This window comes from Eubacterium sp. AF19-12LB (assembly GCF_003479125.1).
Classification (GTDB): Bacteria; Bacillota; Clostridia; order Lachnospirales; family Lachnospiraceae; genus Eubacterium_U; species Eubacterium_U album.
Genome location: NZ_QUGP01000005.1, coordinates 170664 through 189620 on the forward strand (window position 1 = coordinate 170664; position 18957 = coordinate 189620).

Annotated in this window: 16 protein-coding genes and 1 other annotated feature; all 16 genes read right to left on the reverse strand. The window is 30.7% G+C overall.

What is annotated here, in order from left to right; translation table 11 throughout:
* Positions 1–148 precede the first annotated feature (148 nt).
* Positions 149–1117, reverse strand: coding sequence for an FAD-dependent oxidoreductase (locus tag DWX29_RS06765; protein WP_158574514.1), 969 nt, complete (start codon positions 1115–1117; stop codon positions 149–151).
* 155 nt (positions 1118–1272) lie between these two features.
* Positions 1273–3291 (reverse strand): LTA synthase family protein, encoded by a 2019-nt coding sequence (locus DWX29_RS06770; protein ID WP_118565467.1) that lies wholly within the window; start codon positions 3289–3291, stop codon positions 1273–1275.
* 301 nt (positions 3292–3592) lie between these two features.
* Positions 3593–4132: a rubrerythrin gene (rbr, locus tag DWX29_RS06775; RefSeq protein ID WP_118565468.1), complete on the reverse strand. Its 540-nt coding sequence runs from the start codon at positions 4130–4132 to the stop codon at positions 3593–3595.
* Positions 4133–4155: 23 nt separating this feature from the next.
* Positions 4156–4551: a DUF2752 domain-containing protein gene (locus DWX29_RS06780; protein WP_158574515.1), complete on the reverse strand. Its 396-nt coding sequence runs from the start codon at positions 4549–4551 to the stop codon at positions 4156–4158.
* A 276-nt stretch (positions 4552–4827) separates the two neighbouring features.
* Positions 4828–5352: a SpoVA/SpoVAEb family sporulation membrane protein gene (locus DWX29_RS06785; RefSeq protein WP_022088322.1), complete on the reverse strand. Its 525-nt coding sequence runs from the start codon at positions 5350–5352 to the stop codon at positions 4828–4830.
* A gap of 81 nt (positions 5353–5433) precedes the next feature.
* Positions 5434–5862 carry a stage V sporulation protein AB gene (locus DWX29_RS06790; protein WP_158562653.1) on the reverse strand — a complete coding sequence of 143 codons (429 nt, stop codon included), beginning with the start codon at positions 5860–5862 and terminating at the stop codon, positions 5434–5436.
* Between the two features lie 36 nt (positions 5863–5898).
* Positions 5899–6525: a stage V sporulation protein AA gene (locus tag DWX29_RS06795; protein ID WP_118565469.1), complete on the reverse strand. Its 627-nt coding sequence runs from the start codon at positions 6523–6525 to the stop codon at positions 5899–5901.
* A gap of 419 nt (positions 6526–6944) precedes the next feature.
* Positions 6945–7661 (reverse strand): SigF/SigG family RNA polymerase sporulation sigma factor, encoded by a 717-nt coding sequence (locus tag DWX29_RS06800; RefSeq protein WP_117909688.1) that lies wholly within the window; start codon positions 7659–7661, stop codon positions 6945–6947.
* Positions 7639–8148: an anti-sigma F factor gene (gene spoIIAB / locus DWX29_RS06805; protein ID WP_199663679.1), complete on the reverse strand. Its 510-nt coding sequence runs from the start codon at positions 8146–8148 to the stop codon at positions 7639–7641. The genes DWX29_RS06800 and spoIIAB overlap by 23 nt, the downstream gene beginning before the upstream one ends.
* 10 nt (positions 8149–8158) lie before the next feature.
* Positions 8159–8491: an anti-sigma factor antagonist gene (locus DWX29_RS06810; protein WP_022088317.1), complete on the reverse strand. Its 333-nt coding sequence runs from the start codon at positions 8489–8491 to the stop codon at positions 8159–8161.
* Between the two features lie 107 nt (positions 8492–8598).
* Entirely contained in the window at positions 8599–10050 is a 1452-nt protein-coding gene (locus tag DWX29_RS06815) for a tetratricopeptide repeat protein (protein WP_117909689.1), read from the reverse strand.
* A 65-nt stretch (positions 10051–10115) separates the two neighbouring features.
* Positions 10116–10265: a hypothetical protein gene (locus tag DWX29_RS12785; RefSeq protein ID WP_022088315.1), complete on the reverse strand. Its 150-nt coding sequence runs from the start codon at positions 10263–10265 to the stop codon at positions 10116–10118.
* Positions 10266–10349: 84 nt separating this feature from the next.
* Positions 10350–12989, reverse strand: a complete 2640-nt coding sequence (locus DWX29_RS06820; protein WP_118565470.1) for a valine--tRNA ligase — start codon at positions 12987–12989, stop codon at positions 10350–10352.
* A 117-nt stretch (positions 12990–13106) separates the two neighbouring features.
* Positions 13107–13314: a binding site (T-box leader), on the reverse strand.
* Positions 13315–13385: 71 nt separating this feature from the next.
* The gene (locus DWX29_RS06825) at positions 13386–14165 is read right to left on the reverse strand and encodes a tetratricopeptide repeat protein (RefSeq protein WP_022088313.1); all 780 of its coding nucleotides are present in this window, start codon (positions 14163–14165) and stop codon (positions 13386–13388) included.
* Positions 14162–15397: a DUF5716 family protein gene (locus DWX29_RS06830; protein WP_118565471.1), complete on the reverse strand. Its 1236-nt coding sequence runs from the start codon at positions 15395–15397 to the stop codon at positions 14162–14164. The genes DWX29_RS06825 and DWX29_RS06830 overlap by 4 nt, the downstream gene beginning before the upstream one ends.
* A 15-nt stretch (positions 15398–15412) precedes the next feature.
* On the reverse strand, positions 15413–18955 hold the full coding sequence (locus DWX29_RS06835; protein WP_117910372.1) for a DUF5717 family protein: 3543 nt from the start codon (positions 18953–18955) through the stop codon (positions 15413–15415).
* Positions 18956–18957 lie beyond the last annotated feature (2 nt).

The window sequence follows — 18957 nt, forward strand, 5'->3', positions numbered from 1 at the left end:
TCTCTCCTAATACATCAATTTCTGCTAAGCAGTTGATTTTTCTTATATCTTGTATTCTATTAGTTTTAGCCTTTGTACTTTTGCATTCTATGTATTCTAGTACATAAAATTCATTTTGTAAACTTATTTTACTAAATTTTTCATTATTTTAATAAAATTTCAATAAAATGGTTTCAATTATTTTTGCTGCTACTACTCCATCACTTGCAGATGTAATGATCTGCCGTATTTTTTTATGTGTAACATCACCTACTGCGTATATACCATTAACTGACGTTTTTTTATCATCATCGACATAAATATAGTTATTTTCATCACGCTTAACACTTTTAGGAGCAATTTTACTTTCAGGTTCATAACCCACAAAAACAAATACACCATAACCTTCGTTATCTTCAAATTCCTTTGTATTTTTATTATTGTTTTCGTATTCTATATCTCCTATAGTTTCTTCATTGTATTCCGCTTCACTTTTAATTATTCCAACTCTCTGTACAAAATCATTTCCTGATACTTTTTCTATTTTAGAATTATAGAATACCTGTATTTTAGAATTGTCATTCAATTCTTTAACAATTGCTCCACTACAGGAAAGTTCATTTTTTCTTACTATCAAATTAACTTTTGATGCAAATTGTGCTAAAAATATACTTTCCTGACATGCAGAATATCCTGCTCCTACAACAAATACTTCTTTTTTCTCAAAAAATCTTCCATCGCATGTTGCACAATAAGATACTCCTTTTCCTATAAACTCTTCTTCGCCCTCAAAACCTGCCTTTTTGGGTGCTGCGCCTGTAGCTATAATTATTGCCCTACATTCTATTTTTCTCTTATCAGTAATAACAATTTTCTTATCATTTTCATCAATTATTTCTTTGGCAACTTCAAAAGAAAATTCTCCTCCATATCTTTCTCCCTGTTCATGAATACTGTCTGCCAAATCTTTTCCTGATATTTCATAAATTCCGGGATAATTCTTTACTTTTTGCGTAAGGGCAATTTGTCCTCCATAGCCTGATTTTTCCAATAATACCGCCTTAACCTTAGCTCTTGCCAAGTAAAGAGCTGCCGAAAGTCCTGCCGGTCCTCCACCAATAATTACTACATCATACATAAAAAACACCTCCATGTTTATTTTTTACCTGAAAGTAAAATAATATACATGAAGGTATCTTTCATATTACAATCCACTTTATAAAAATTCTATATTTGATTTCAAAGTATTAACATAAATAATATTCAATATACTTTTATATTTTTCGATGCATTTTATTTATTATCATTTATTTTGAAAAACTCATCTACCAAATGTTTCTTATCAAATACATTATTGTATTCAGAATAACAATAGTCCATTATTTTATCATAATATGGCGAAGATTTATCAAATGTGTGATAATATTTTCCGTCAGCTCCTATATATCCTCCGGCAGTAATTATTGGAATATCTTTTCTGATTTCGTTTACCATCTGTTGATATCCGCTCATAGAATTTCCTGCAATCTCATCTATCATTGTTCCCATATAATTTGCACTTATCTTTACATCCGTTTGTTCCTCTATATCGTAATTTGCCCATATTACAAATGGAGTATTATACTTTTCAAACATTTTATATTCATCACCTAATGAAAATCCTTTTTCAACATTTTCATAAAAATGATTATTTAGCTTTGGCTGATGGTCACCAAACATTATAATCATTGTAGGTTCATCTACATTTGAAAAATATTCAACTAATTTTTTAAAAGCGTCATCTGATGCTTTCACCAGATTAAGATAAATATTTACATCATCACCATAATCTTTAATAGTTGATATGTCATCGGATAAATTGTCCCATTTTCTATCATAACTACTGTGATTTTGCATTGTCACATCAAATAAGAAAAATGGTTTTTTATCCTTTTTTCTATTTTGCTCGTATACTTTAATTATTTTATCAAAATTTCCTTCATCAGAAACATGATTTCTTATAACTTTAGCGTTATTAAATTCCGGTAAATCATAAAATTTATCAAATCCCAAAAGAGGATATACTTTGTTTCGCTTATATCCACTTCCCTTATACGGATGCATGGCCACCATTCCACCATAGCCTTGTGCTCTTAAATTTGTAGCTAAAGAGGATGTTTTTCTGTTTATATAAGTCACATATGGAGTTGAACCTTTTGGCATAAATGCCATACTATTTGAAGTAAGCGCTTCATACTCTGTTTTTGATGTTCCACCTCCAAATATAGAAACAAACAAATCACCTTTTACTGTATTTTCAGTTAATCCATGTATAAATGGCATATAATCTTCATTTGTTTCGATATCTGATATTGATGAAAAATCTGCAAGTGCTTCATTCATAATCATTATAATATTAGGCTTTTTACCATTGCCTTTTATTCCGGGATATTGTGCTGAAATCTGTTCAACCTTATCTTCAGAATATCCTTCCGGTTTATGCCCCTTTATGTATCTGATACTATGTGTAAAGGTCAGATAATCCCCATATTTTCTGTAACTTTCCTGTGGTTTAAACATTTTAATTTTTAATGAATTATCAAATCTGCTACTCTGTATAAATAAAGAGAAACCACAAACAACTGCTAAGATTGCTATTCCTACTGAAATAAGTCTTTTCTTTCCGTTAAATAAATTATGCCTGTCTAATTTTAAAACATAAATGCTTAATACATATGTTAATATCACAAACAAATAACATCTGTAACTCATTCTGTAATTATAATTTCCAGCCACATTTGCTGCTGTTGTTGCTGAAAAAATATCAACTGCCAAAACCGCTGTACCTCTGAATTTTATTACATAATAGTAAACCAGACCAAATACAACTGATATTATGTTTATTCCAATTATTGTCCCCTTAAAGCTATTTGTAATAGCAAATATTATTAATACTATTATTGATATAATTATCAGATTAGCCATTATCTTATTTATCGAGAAATCCAATATTCTATGATGTGATGTATATTCTAACATAACAAAATTATAAGGAACCGATAAAATTACAAATAGAAATGAGACTATTGTATTATATTTTTGTGGGATTTTGTCTTTGATTAATATTCCTATACTTCCTACAATAAAAAGAAATGTAATAATAACAATCCTTGATGGAATAAATCTATGTCTAAGATACATTAAATTCTGCTTCCAAAAGGCAATATAAATTATGCACATTATAATCCATAATATTACATCTGCTATTAACTGTTTTTTATCTCTTTGAAATTTATTTTTGATATTTAAGTTTCCGTTACTCATTTTATACATTGTTGTCGCTCCTAATTATTACAATTTATTTATAACTCTAATATCTGATGTCGGTGTTCCGAGTTTTTTCACCCACTTATAATCAAACTCATGTTGGATTATACCTTTTGATTTTGCTATCATATTATATCAATATAAGATTAAGTAAAATTTATGTAAATTCTTAAGATTTACTTTCTTTTTTATTACAGAAAAATATTCCGGAGCGAAAATAAAACTCTCCTAAATAAAAATTCCAAAATGCTTTTCTTATGTTCACTTTAAAATTTTTGTTTTCGGAGAGTCTTTTAATTATTTTTATTTAATAATTTTCAGCTTTTACCTGGAAATATGACTGTGGGTGTGCACATACAGGACAAACTTCAGGAGCCTGTTTTCCAATACATATATGTCCACAATTGCTACACTGCCAGATTGTATCACCATCTTTTGAAAATACTAAACCTTTTTCAACATTTTCCAACAATTTCTTGTATCTTTCTTCATGTTCTTTTTCAATTGCTGCAACGCCTTCAAATAAAGTTGCTATTTCGTCAAATCCTTCTTCTCTGGCTTCTTTTGCAAATGTTGCATACATATCGGTCCATTCGTAGTTTTCACCTGCTGCTGCATCTGCTAAATTTTCTGCAGTAGTTCCAATTCCACCTTTTAATAATTTAAACCATATTTTTGCATGCTCTTTTTCATTTGCTGCAGTTTCTTCAAAAATATTGGCAATCTGAACATATCCTTCTTTTCTTGCTTTTGAAGCATAATAAGTATACTTATTTCTTGCCTCTGATTCTCCTGCAAATGCTGCTAATAAATTTTCTTCTGTCTTTGATCCTTTTAATTCCATTATGTAACCTCCTGTAAATTTAAATATTAAATCGGAAAACCTGCAGGTGTATAGTAAATCATTCTAATGATGTAATACACTATGGTTAGTCCGCAACATACAATCCAATAATAATCCATATATTTATATTTCTTTTCAAGTATATATCTTTGCACAAACATCATTGCAATTCCAATATCCCAAATGACAGCTGCTGCATTATAATGCATTGCAGCTTTAAAATGCCCTGTAAGAAGTGAAATACTGCCTCTGGTAAGTCCACATCCCGGACATGATATTTTAAATAATATCTTACTTGGACATATATCATTAAATATCAAAGATGTGATAAAAATGTAAATTATCACGCAACTTATAAGCGGATAATACTTTTTTATATCCTTAAAAATATTGTTAATTATTTTTTTTATTTCATTAATCACATTTATCGTCATTACTTTGTATTTTTCAAGTTAATTTCTTATTCTGTTTATACTATTAAAATAAGAAATTAACTCTCAACTCATTCTATATTTTCTATCTTTATTTTTCTTCTGATTACTAGTTTTATTGTAACACAATTTACCTAAAAAATGTCTTGTAAAATGTCTTTTTATTCTATAATATATCATTTTTATTTTATTATCAGTTAAAATCTAAACGCTTATTTTCTTTATTTCAACTGTTCTCTATTTTTGACTCAATTACTTTTATTATTATCACCATACTAAATTAATAATCCAATATATGATTCCTAATACCCAGCTGCTAAAAATTCCGTATAGAATAACCGGTCCTGCTATAGTAAATATTTTACATCCAATACCAAAGACCTGACCCTCTGCACCGAATTCTGTTGCCGATGATGCCACACCATTTGCAAATCCAGTAATCGGCACTAACGCACCTGCTCCACCAAATTTTCCAATCTTAGGATAAATATTGAGACCTGTTAATATTACACTTTCCGCTATCAATACAACCGTTGTCCAATTGACTGCCTGTTCTTTGTCCATTCCAAAGTATTTAAATAATTCAATCCAAACCTGCCCCATAAGACAAATTAATCCACCTGTAATAAACGCTTTTAGCATATTTTTCCATAATGGAAATGAAGGTGTTATATTTTCAACATATTGATTATACTCTTCTTTTGTTATATTTTCATTCCCAACACATTTGTCACTGCTATTATTTTTAAACTCTTTCTCATCATTTACATTTACTGTTTTGTCTCCACTCATTTTTCTTCTCCATCTACAATTTATTTTAATTACGTCGTTCTACTACTGTAATATATCAGACTAATTTACGTTCCATCAGCTTTAATTCATACTAAAAAAATAAATTAAAGCTCCAACTCCTTTTCCTAGAGCCACACTTAACACAATAAAGCTCAATCCTACTGCTAACTTCATTCTTCTTGCAAATATAGCTGTCGCATTTAACGCCTCGGCCAGAGAAATTGCCAAACATCCTACGAATATCCCATGACACAAACCTATTAATGCTAATAATTGATTTCCTAGTTTCATTCCCTCATAATTTAGTTCAAACACCCAGAATATATTAAATAGAATTGCACCAAAAGCAACTGCATTTTCATATTGTCTTACATATTTTGCAGTATGTGTCTTTTCAGCAAATCTTGTCATTACGCCTGTAGTCGTTATAAGTGCAAAAACTCCCGCTGCTATTATTCCACCACCTGCAAGTCCTATTATTGATAAAATTATTATTTGTACAATACTCATGAATTTCTCCATATTCTACATTTTATTTTCAGGACTTTATTTTAAATCCAGTTTTCCATCTTCTCTGTTATGCCCATCAACTAGTGCATCATTTATTTCATTTTCATATTTTCTCATTTCTGTTTCTATTGGAGTTGGATCTTTAGTAATTTTCTTTGGTCCAAAATGATTGTAAAATACTGTTATTCCCACTGCCAAACCTATGGCATAAGTAAGTTCTAAAATTTTTGCTCCACCAACTGTATCTTCGCTAATCTGTCCACTTATCTGCAAAAACATTTGGTCTATAGACACGTCATTATTGAATGACATAATAGAAAATCCTGCTCCGAAAAATAATAAAATACATATAATACCTGTCTTTAATATTTCTAATGATTTACATGAAGTATTTGATTTTTTAAATTCTACAATACAATCTGTTTCTCCTATATTTGATATATCAACATTCTGAAATTTTTCATCTATTATTTCTATTATTTTCATAATCGAAATAACATATCTGTTACCTAATTCAGGCTTATCTGCTAATATTTTTATTGGTTTTATATTATTAACTATATTCTTATTTTTAGATTCTATTTTTGCTATATCCCCTATTGTCACCTTCTCATGAGTTACTTCCACACTTCTGTCCATTTTTATATAAACTGTATCACTCATTACATTTTCTGCCTTTCACTTGATTAACACTTATTATGTACATTTTTTGTAATTTTATTATTTTTTAATAATTAATACTAAAAAATTATGGTTTAAAAATAAGGATAATCGAATTTTTTTTAGTACACTCCTAACTTAACCTCAACTAGATTAGTTTCTCAAAAGCTTCGATTATCCAATTTCTTTCCAGCCTATGGCTTCATTAGTAAAAAAAGCAGATGGATTCTTATTCCTTTTTATTCTTAAGGAATATCATTCATCTGCCTTTCATCATTTTACAACATTATACTTTTTTCATTAATCTGTAATATTATAATCTTTCATTAATTTCTTCTGATATTCAATATCTTTAGTAGCCCTATCTAAATCTTCATACCTTTTACTATCTAATAAAATTTTAGTTAGCTTGGTAAATGCTTCTAGCTTTGCCTCTCCAGCCTTGCTTTCGTTAAAATTCTTTTCTCCAGCCTCGATACCTGAACTTGTGATATTCCCAGTTGCTCTCCTACATCTTTTTGTGACATATTTGAAAAATATCGCATTTTTATTAATCGGCGCTCGTTGTCTGTCATTTCATTTAATATTTGTGAAATCATTACTTTATTTATTGCTTCCTCTTCGCAGCCTTCCTCATTTTTTAATTTATCCATTAAATATATTTCATTTCCATCATTTTGGTATATTGTCTGATGCAGTGATTCAACTTCCATTGACGAATCTATTGCCATCGATATTTCTTCCTCACTCACTTCCAACTTACTAGCAAGTTCACTTATAGTTGCATCCCTTCCAAGCTCATTTTTAATTCTTTCATTTTCCTGATATGCTTTATACGCCAGTTCTTTTAACGCCCTGCTTACTTTTATAAGTCCGTCATCTCTTAAGAACCTTTTTATTTCACCGGCTATCATAGGTACTGCATATGTAGAAAACTTAACATCGTATTGCATATCAAAGTTATCTACTGATTTAATTAACCCGATGCATCCTATCTGAAATAAATCCTCTGCCTCATATCCTCTATTTGTAAATCTTTTTACAATGCTCCATATAAGTCCTGTATTTTCAAGAATTAATTTATCCCTAGCCATCTTATCACCTGCATGAGCCTGTTTAATCAGCGTTATTGCATCCATTATTTCCCTTCTTTTCAATTCTTTTTAGTTCTTTTGTCATTGTCACGCTTGTTCCTATGTACGGCTTAGACCACACGTCTACCGTATCCATAAATAATTGCATAAATGCAAATCCCATTCCGGCACGGTCATTCTCCGGTTTAGATGTATACATAGGCTCCATTGCTTTTTCTATATCATCTATTCCTGTTCCATCATCTCTTACAATGATTGTTATTAACGATATATGTAAAATTTCATCTTCTTTTTCAATTATTATTTCCCTTAAATGGCATTTAATTTCTACGATTCCTTTTTTATCTCTATATCCATGTATTATTGAATTCGTAACTGCCTCAGAAACAGCTGTTTTTATATCATTTATCTCCTCTAAAGTAGGGTCAATTTTTGTTAAAAAGGAGGCTACACCCATTCTTGCTAAAGACTCATTCTCAGACACGCTATCCATTTCTAACTTCATATTATTTTCAAATATTTTCTTTACCATTTGTCTCCTCCTAAATATTTACAGTCAGACTTGAAGCTTCTGATTTTTTGCAAATTTTATATAGTCCTGAAATAGAAAAAATTCTATCTATTGTATCATTTATATTTAACACGGTAATTTCCCCACATGCCTTCTTTACAAGTTTGTATCTGCCTAAAATGACCCCTATTCCTGAACTATCCATAAACGTGGTTCTTTTAAAATTAAATATTACATTTTTTAACTGATTAGCTAATATATACCAATCGCACTGTTCCATTATCATTCTTGAATTGTGATGGTCTAATTCCTCCGGCAAAAATACAATTAAATTTTCACCTCTTATTTCATATAAAACTTCCATAAAACCTCCATTTGAAAATTATTTTTATACAACAAAAGAAAAAGCCATTGCATTTATCGCAATAGCTTTTTCTTTTGTATCTTATATTCTTATATTTAATTGTACTCTTATTCTTCAGAAGTTGTAGTTTCATCACTTGATGTTGTAGTATCATCAACTCCTGCCTGAGTCTTTGCTGTTGTGTAATTCTTAGAGTTAGGGAATTTGTCCACTATCTCCTTGAAATATTTTTTAGCATTCTTTTCATCACCGTTATTTTTATATGACCATGCTAAATAGTAATAAGCATCATCATTATTAGAATCTGCTTCTATTGCCTTAAGGAAATTAGTAATGGCGGCAGAATAATCTTTTTTATTTAATGCTTCCATTCCGGCATCATAACTTGTTTCTGCTACTCTTGATGCAATCTTACTGTTCAAAGTATTATATACTTCAGTAAATGCTGATGAGTTCATTTCCAAAGATGTATCAACCTTTAAAATACTTTTAGCACTGGCATCATAATCGCTCTTTAAGTAACTTGCAACCGCTGATAATAACTGAGTATAATTCTTACTTAAAGTATTGTCTGTATCTGTATATTCACCAAGCCTTGCTGCCAAATCTTCCTTTTCAGCTGTTAAAGTATCTACACTCTTTTGTAACTCTGAAATAGAAGAATCCTTAATTGCAATTTTTTGATTGTAATCAACTTTTACCTGTGATATCTGATCACTAACAGTTGATACTCTTGCCGGTGTTACAATGAAAAATACCAAAGCTGCACCTAACAAAACACCCATAACTATATGAATTATACTCTGAGCACTTGAAGTTGCTTCTTTAAAATTATTCTTTGGAATTATAACATCATCACCACTTAAATATGGTCTGTCTATCATAGTTCCACGAAGATCCATTCTACGTTTTCTTCTACGTTCAGGATTATTTTTCTTTTCATCTTCTAAATAATTTGTAATTTCCCTTAAGTATCTTACACAAAGTGGATTACACTTATCAATCTTTAAAGCTTTCTTTGTTGCTTTTCTGGCTCTTTCGTACTCACCATGTTTCATGTAAAGTACGGCTAACAACTGATATCCTTTTATAAGGTTTGGATTCTGATTCAAAACCTTCTTCAGCTGAATAATAGCCATATCATCTGTTCCATCTTTTGCATATTCTAATGCAATATTAAATTTCTTAATTGTATGGTTTAATTCATCAATTTTGCCCTTATCGGCCTGAATTGCCGCCATATATTTATCTGCTGCATTGTTGTCCGGCTGAAGGTTCATGCTCATTACCCATTCCGAAAAAGCCTGAACTGTTTCACCCATTTCAAAATAAACAAGGCCTAAAAGGTTTCTTGCATCAGTATTTCTTTTGTTTAATTTTACACTTCTTCTTAAGGCATCTGCTGCACCTGACAAATCTCTGTTAAGTGCCTTTGTAAGCCCCATGTTGTAATAAGTGTTTGACAACTTCACAATCTTTTTATATATGCTGACATCCATACCACAATGACTGCAATAATCACTATTTGTAAGGACATTACCACAGTTAAAGCATATCATATTATTTCTCCATCTATGTTGCCCTCAGTCTAAGCCATACACATATGTTATATGGCTAAAACGACTTACTGGTTATTAGTTCCTTTTAATCCATTTACCATTTCAATCATAATATCAGTTATATCTGACACATCGTTATTGTATATGGCATCTTCAGCTTCTTCAATTTCAAGACTTGGATGAAATTTCTTAATTTCTTCATCAAAATTAATCATTCTGATTCCTCCTTTTTAACCTGATACAGTTTATTGGTGAATATAAATTTATACCACCATAAACTGTAATCAAACCTGCCACAATTATTTCTTTAAGTTTTCTAACTGTGACTGAACCTGCTTCATCATTTCCTGATATTTAGCCTGTTTTTCTTTTTCTTCATTAATCTTCTTTTCAGGTGCCTTACTTACGAAGTTAGGATTTGCAAGCATTCCATTAACTCTTGCTAATTCCTTATTTAATCTTTTTACTTCTTTTTCAAGACGTTCTATTTCTTTTGCAATATCAACTAATTCTGCAAATGGCATATATACAATTGCTTTGTGAAGAACTACTGATACGGCATCATCATCAATGCCTGTCTTATCAGCCTGAATAATTACTTCACTTGCATGACCAAGTGTTGCAAAGAATACTTTACCATTTTCAAATATATTTCTTGTAACTTCATCATCTGATACAACAAATACTTTTGCTTTCTTGCTTGGTTTAACATTCATTTCAGCTCTTGTATTTCTAATACCACGAACTGCTTCTTTAATTAATTCTACTGCATTTTCTTCATTAGCGAAAGCATATTCTTCTGTGTATACAGGCCATGATGAAATCATAATTGATTCTTCTTCATCTTGAATTGTACAGAATATTTCTTCTGTTACAAATGGCATATATGGATGAAGCATCTTTAATGCATCAATTAACACTTTCTTTAATGTCCAAAGTGCTGCATATCTTGTGTCATCTGTTTCACTGTATAGTCTAGGTTTAACCATTTCAATATACCAGTCACAGAATTCTTCCCAGATAAATTCGTAAATCTTATCTGCAGCAATACCAAGTTCGTATTTTTCCATGTTATCTGTTACGTCTTTTACTAATGTATTTAACTTAGATAAAATCCACTTATCAGCATCTGTAAGCTGTTCAGGTTTATTATTTAAATCAATACCTTCTTCAGGCATGTTCATCATAATAAATCTTGAAGCATTCCATACTTTGTTAGCAAAGTTTCTGCTTGCCTCTACTCTTTCCCAATAGAAACGCATATCATTTCCGGGAGCATTACCTGTAATTAATGTAAATCTAAGAGCATCTGCACCATATTTATCAATTACTTCAAGCGGGTCAATTCCGTTTCCAAGAGACTTACTCATCTTACGTCCCTGTGAATCTCTTACAAGGCCGTGAATAAGTACTGTATCAAATGGAACTTTTCCTGTATGTTCAAGCCCTGAGAACATCATTCTGATTACCCAGAAGAAAATAATATCATATCCTGTTACAAGAACATTTGTAGGATAGAAATAATCCATCTCTTCTGTATTATCAGGCCATCCGAGTGTTGAAAAAGGCCATAATGCTGATGAGAACCATGTATCAAGTGTATCAGGGTCCTGCCTCATTTCTTTACCACACTTAGGACATACTGCATGGTTATCCTTTGTTACAACCATTTCTCCACAGTCATCGCAATAAAATGCAGGAATTCTATGACCCCACCATAACTGACGTGAAATACACCAGTCACGAATATTTTCTAACCAATGGTAATAAGTTTTGTCAAAATGAGGTGGTACAAACTTTGTATCTCCATTCTTAACTGCTTCAATTGCAGGTTTTGCAATTTCTTCCATCTTAACAAACCACTGTTTTGATACTCTTGGTTCAATTGTAGTATGGCATCTGTAACATGTACCTACATTATGTTCATGATCTTCAATCTTAACAAGATATCCTTCTTTATCCAAATCTTCAACAATTGCTTTTCTTGCTTCATATCTGTCCATACCTGCGTATTTTGGATAATCATCAACAATCTTAGCATCATCTGTTAAGACATTAATTACAGGAAGATTGTGTCTAAGGCCTACTTCAAAGTCATTAGGATCATGTGCCGGTGTAATCTTAACAACACCTGTACCAAAGTCAATACCTACATAATCATCTGCTACAATAGGAATCTCTCTTCCAACTAAAGGAAGTGTAAGAGTCTTTCCTACTAAATGCTTATATCTGTCATCATTTGGATTAACTGCTACTGCTGTATCACCAAGTAATGTTTCAGGTCTTGTTGTAGCAAGCTGAATATATCCTGAACCATCTGTTAAAGGATATCTTAAATGCCAGAATTTTCCTGCCTGATCTTCATATTCTACTTCTGCATCTGAAATAGAAGTAAGACAATGTGGACACCAGTTAATGATTCTTTCACCACGGTAAATCTGTCCCTTATTATATAAATTTACAAATACTTCTTTTACAGCCTTTGAACAGCCTTCATCCATTGTAAATCTTTCTCTGTCCCAGTCACATGATGAACCAATTTTCTTAAGCTGTGAAACAATACGTCCACCATACTGTGCTTTCCACTGCCATGCTCTGTCTAAGAATTTTTCTCTTCCTAAATCTTCCTTTGTAATTCCTTCTTCGCGCATCTTTTCAACAATCTTAGCTTCTGTTGCAATTGATGCATGGTCAGTTCCAGGAAGCCATAATGCTTCATATCCCTGCATTCTCTTAAAACGTGTAAGTATATCCTGCATTGTGTTATCAAGGGCATGTCCCATATGAAGCTGCCCTGTAATATTTGGTGGTGGCATAACGATTGTAAATGGTTTCTTACTTCTGTCTACTTCTGCATGAAAGTATTTCTTTTCCTGCCATTTTTCATATAATCTGTCTTCAATATCGGCAGGATTATAGTTCTTTTCTAATTCCTTCATTGTGTACTCCTTTAAAATAATTTGTAATCCAGTCTGCAAATTATCATCCTTATGAACGGAAAAAGACAGATTTAAAATGCTGTCTCTTTTGTATGTTTAAATCCACAGACATTTTCCTAAAAGGGCGAATATCCGCGGTACCACCTTTTGTTTTACTTATCATATCCTTAACGGGGACGAATCGTCATCAGCTACTGATAGTTTTTAACTGTTCACTGATGCTGCTCCAAAGCTACCTTCCCTCGCACTTACTTATAGGTCTTCCACCAACAACCTACTCTCTGTTAAGCAGTTACAAGATACTCCTCTTCATCATAGCATTTATTTTTTTCTGTTTTTTATCATAATAATTAAAAAGTTATTTGTCAACTGCCTAAGCTAAACCTTCACAATTTCTTAACTATTTATTTCTACAATATATTCTCTCTTACGTCGGCTAATATAATCTTTCTCAATTGTGTCGTTCCAATTTACATGAATATGAGCCTTAAGCTGTATGATTTCTGTTCTAAGTCTGTTAACTACCTGATCACTTACTTTGTATTTTTCAACATCGTTTTTCAAATTAGTAGCATTACCTGACATAAGGTCACACAATATTATTGACTCTAATGATTCTGCAGCACTATTTAATCTATATGCATTTCTAAATGCCACTAAAGCCTCATCGTACTCAAACAGTCTTGTATAGGCAACTCCTAAATTATTATAAACACTTCCATAAAAAGTTTCTGATAATTCACTATTTGTTCCCTTATTTATAATGCTCTGATAAAAAGAAATTGCCATATTATATTTATGATTATCAAGTAATATGTCTGCCTTAGCCTTTATTCTTTCGGCAGATGTTTTTGAATTAAGCATTACTAAATGTCTTTCTAAATCATCTGCTTCCTTTTGTGTGTAATATCCTGAATTTTTTATTACAAATGCAATCATTTCGCCTAGATTACCATTTTTATTTAATGCCTGTCTTAGCCCTGTTGCTATTGTTGTCTGCTTTAATTCATTTTCAATATAATCAATCAGACTTTCACTAAAAAATTCTTCATCCACTAAATAAAGATAATTATAAAGATAATAATTTAATTCTTCTATCGAATATATATTTTTATTAATTTCAGTTATATAATAAGGTTTTTCTGAGTGCAATGTGCACATTGTGATGTCACTCATACTGTCACTTCCTCTCTAACTACTTTTCCTGAGCTTTCATAGAATTCTCCAAACCCGATATCTTTTATCTCTATTGCAAACTTATTTTCATTTACATATGCAAATTTTATCCGGATTCTTACTGTCTTATTTTTTCTTGCCGGGAAATCCTGTAAATCAATGTAAAAGTTTTCTGATTCTTTTGTAATAGGTGACTGTATTGTGAATTTTGCTATTGTCGGTTTATCCAAAATACATTCTGCAACAGCACCTGCTTCGTACCAGTTAGTTCCTATTTTTGAAAGCACAAGCTGTTTCTCGCTTCCCTGATGGTTTACTTCCATAGAAACATTTACCTTAGTTCTTCCCTTACAGGATATGATATAATCACTAAAATTTGAAATATAAAACAATTCTTTTGCACCATAAACTGCACCTTTTACTATCAGGTTATTTCCTTTAAATACACGTCGGTTGTTACATGTTTTTTTAAGTGTATTTTTCCAGTCTCCACTATAAAAACCTTCACCTGAAAAATATACTGCTGAAATAACGTGTTCATTCAATTCTTCGTCCATAAAATCTTCAAGAATTTTGTCAGCCTCATCAATATCTGTTTTAATATTATCAAATGTTAAAACATCATCTAATTTTTTCGTTTCTACATCTGCTATATGTGCTTCTCTTGTATGTCTTATGCTAAGTCTTCTATAAACAAGCCCCTGCTGTGAAAAATCCAACATTAAAACATTATTTACCCACACATCTTTATGCTGGTTTAACACATAGTAGATAAAACTTTCTGAATGGCTTAATATTTTTGTATTTTCTTTCTTATATCCTAAAGCTTCTATAGTTTCATAAAAGCATTCCATTATTTCCACTGTCAAATTATCTACTGTCATTACAATGCTTTTAATTATCTTCCCGTTTGTGTAATTTGCCGCTAATTTTACAAAATAAGCTATATATGCTTTCATCATTGCTCTATTCTGGTCTTTTAACTCATCATAAAACAATGCTTCCGGTAGGTTTGTAACAACTTTTCCACTTTCTCTCTGGCTTCTGTTAATTGCCTCTTCGCCTACTGACCATTCTTTTAATTCATCATTAAAAAACATAACTGTAGGTACAAGAAAATGCTTATCCTGTCCAACGCTAATTGATTCAGGCTCCCCTGCATCATTCAAAAATGCCAACTGAGAAAAATCACTTGAAAAATCTATTCCAAGAATAAGTGCTTTATTATTCATTGTTATTCCTCCTGCCTATAGTAACTTAAATAACTGTTCTGATGCATCCGTATGAAGTTCATATGTTTCCATAAGTTCTCTTGCATCCTTGTCTCTGTGAAGTTCTTTGCAAATCATCATGCCGTTAAGCATTCCAAATCTTCCTTCATCATTAAAAATATCTTTCTGATTTATTTTCATTGTATATTTCTTTGTCTCAATACTGTCAGTTTCAGATATTTCTTCAAAATAATATTCTATTTCTTCTCCAAAGAACATAATTACATCTTTTGTAAATATTCCTGAATAAACACTACGCATTTCTTCAGTTTTTTCCTTTGTTTCGCCTGTTATGGATTTTATCTTATAAGTAATGTATACTTTATTCTTTGGATTTGTACGATAGTCAATTATGGTTTTATCCACTATATTGTATGGAACTGCAAACCATTTATTAAACTTCTTATAAAATTCAAATACAATATTCTTTTTAGCTAACTGACTCATCAGTTTCTTTGATGTTTCAATCTGTTCCTGTGTTACATGCTCACTTTCAATCACATGTGACAAATATCCGATTTTTGAAATAACTGTCACTTCCGTTCCATCCTTAATATCCTGCTGCATTATATCCCATGTTGAATCCGGACAAGGAATATTTTTAACAAAATAATTATATGAAACATATGTGTAAAACGCTTTTCTAATTGTTGCATATGAAGGATTCTGTACATATTTATTAAATATTCCATGAATTCTTTCACTTACATCCCCTTCAAAAATGCACTGAACAAGTAGTCTTTCCGTCAATGTGTTTTCAATTATGTTCTTTTTATTAATTTCCTCATATAACATAAACATTTCTTCGTTTGTTCCAAGGAAAAATCTTCCAAGATAAGCAAGAATTACTCTTGTAACCTTATTCATCCTAAATAATTTCACACACATTTCAAGTATAAAAGCATCTTCTTCAAACTCTGTTTCTTTAATTATTCCTGTACAAAATTCTTCAACACTTTCATCGCTTAATCTTTCCGGACCATATTCTAATATATACGGATATACACTCTTATATTTCTTATTTGCAATAAGTATTGACATTATTTTATTTCTGGAGTCTTTATCTAACTCGTTCATATTCATTTCCATTACATAATCATCATACTCATCTAAATAAGAATTCTTATAATAGTAAGAAACAATTTCATTTAAAAGATATTTTCTATATGTTCCTCTTATATTTTCAACATTAAGCATATCCTTTAACATCTGTAAAATATCAACATTTGCTGATTTTTTTATGTTTTTTTCTATCTTTGCTAACTTTAAGTAGATGCTTCCATTATCTACCTCAGAAATCTTAACATTTCTTAAAATTTTCCTGCATGTATATTCTATATTTACGTATTTGTTTCTATCTTTGTCCACAAATATTATTACAGGGTTGTCTGTATATATTTCAACAAAAGCCTCTCCTCCATTAAGGTGAACCTGCTGAGGTTCGTCTAATTCTTTATGGTATATTATAACTTCTGTAATATTGGGATTATCAACAGTTATTCTCCATGCATTTAATATACTAGGTAATGATTTTGTCATTCTGTTGTTAACAAAATGTGGTGTGAGCATTTTTTTGTACAATTCAATAAGATTATTATCAATATGCTTATTAATAATCTCTTCTTCTACATATTTTTCTAATCCGGCTTTGTATTTTTTATACATCTCACTTGCCTGGTCAAAATATTTAATTATATTCTGATATAAATATGCTTTATTATAGGCTAACGTTTCCGTTGTAAACGCAAAGTATTTGTATATCTGTGGATATAATTTAAACATTTTTGTTGTATCAATTGTGTACATATAATACTCGTAAAGTTTTGTTACTTTGACATCATGTTTAACTCCGGCATCATACCATTTAAAATAGAACTGTTTCTTTTTGTCTCCGCTTACAAGCATCTGGCAAATTCCTTCCAGTACTTTCACATCTTCTGTCTTTTCATATAAATCAGCCAATATTTCAAATTTTATTTTGTCAAATTGTTTTTCTTTTTCAAACAAAGTAACTATCTGCTTATTTAAATTGTCATTGTACATATCATATTTATTTATGAATCTCAAAAGTAATAATTCAAATTTATTTATAACCCTTAATAGTTCCGGTTGCTTTGAAATTATTTTTGCCGCTTCATACAACATCACAGGACTTGTACATCCTTTATTAAACTGATCTTTTACTAAAGTATATTTAAGACTTGGATTTTGGTCATATCTGTCATCCATGTACATTAACATCCACAATAACTTCCATGAATCATAACCATTTTCATAATAGTTCTTTATTTCTTTTCGAACTTCTTCTGTGTAAGTAGCATTTTGCTTATATATCGTTTTCAAATATAAATAATAGCAATATGCTTCAACACTCTTAAGTTTGTTATTTGTCTTACTTACTGATACTAATTTTGACAATTGCATAAGATATGAAGTAATCTGTTCTTCTTCACCATCTAATATTGTAAGTTGAGTTTTTATCAACAATGCCATTATATCTTCATTGTTATAATGTAATCTTTTCTCTGCAATGTCCTCTGTTGACTTTTTCCAATCTAATGAGTTTATCTTTCCGGTACGGAAATTCATATATAATCTCATCACATCAATAATATCCTTTTTATTTTCGATATATTTAGATATATCTTCTGTAGGATTGTTAACATGAATTTTATATGTTAAGGTCTGATTAACTGTCTTTAACACAATTTCTGCATAATTACTGCCCCTGTGTAATTTGAATGGATTTATCAAATATTCATATTCGCAGGTGTTTCCAATAAAATTGTCCAGATTTATTTCATTTTTGCAGTTATGAAGTATTTCACCATTAATTTCAACTTTTATGTCTACATATCCCCAACCACTCTTTGTAATTTTAAGAGAGTCTGCATAAGATTCCTTTATATCTTCGTATGTCTTTTCATTATCTACAATACTGATTGTAACAGGTTCTTTAAGGCCTTTTTTAACAAGGAATTCTTCCATTGCTATCTCTTTGTTATAATTTTTCATCAATTCATTGTACAAGGCTCTTGTATAAACATCCTGTCCGATAATGTTGTGTTTAAATTCTCTTGACATAAACAATTTAATAGCTTCCTCATGAGAATACTGAACTAATTTTGTAAAATCCTCAAGATTATTTATTGGGCCCATTGAAGATTCTATATTTTCTTCCTTCACATGAATATTAAAATTAACAGAAAACTCTCCGGCATTTGATACTATGTCTATTTTACCTGACACATCGTCTCCCGGATAAAGATGTTCAGTATTCGCCTCAAATCTGATTGTATTGTCTTTTCCTAAAAACTGATCATTTTTTAGTTTCAAATGATAATCTGAAGAATATACCACTCCTTTTATATTCATATTTGATTCAGAGCGGATGTTAAATGAGCCGTAGGCTATCTCCCCTTTTGCTAACACCATATCAAAGCTATTATGGGAAATCTGTGCCTTAGGCACTTCATAATCTACATTTCCAATTGCTAATTTTTCTATTAATGCTTTCAATT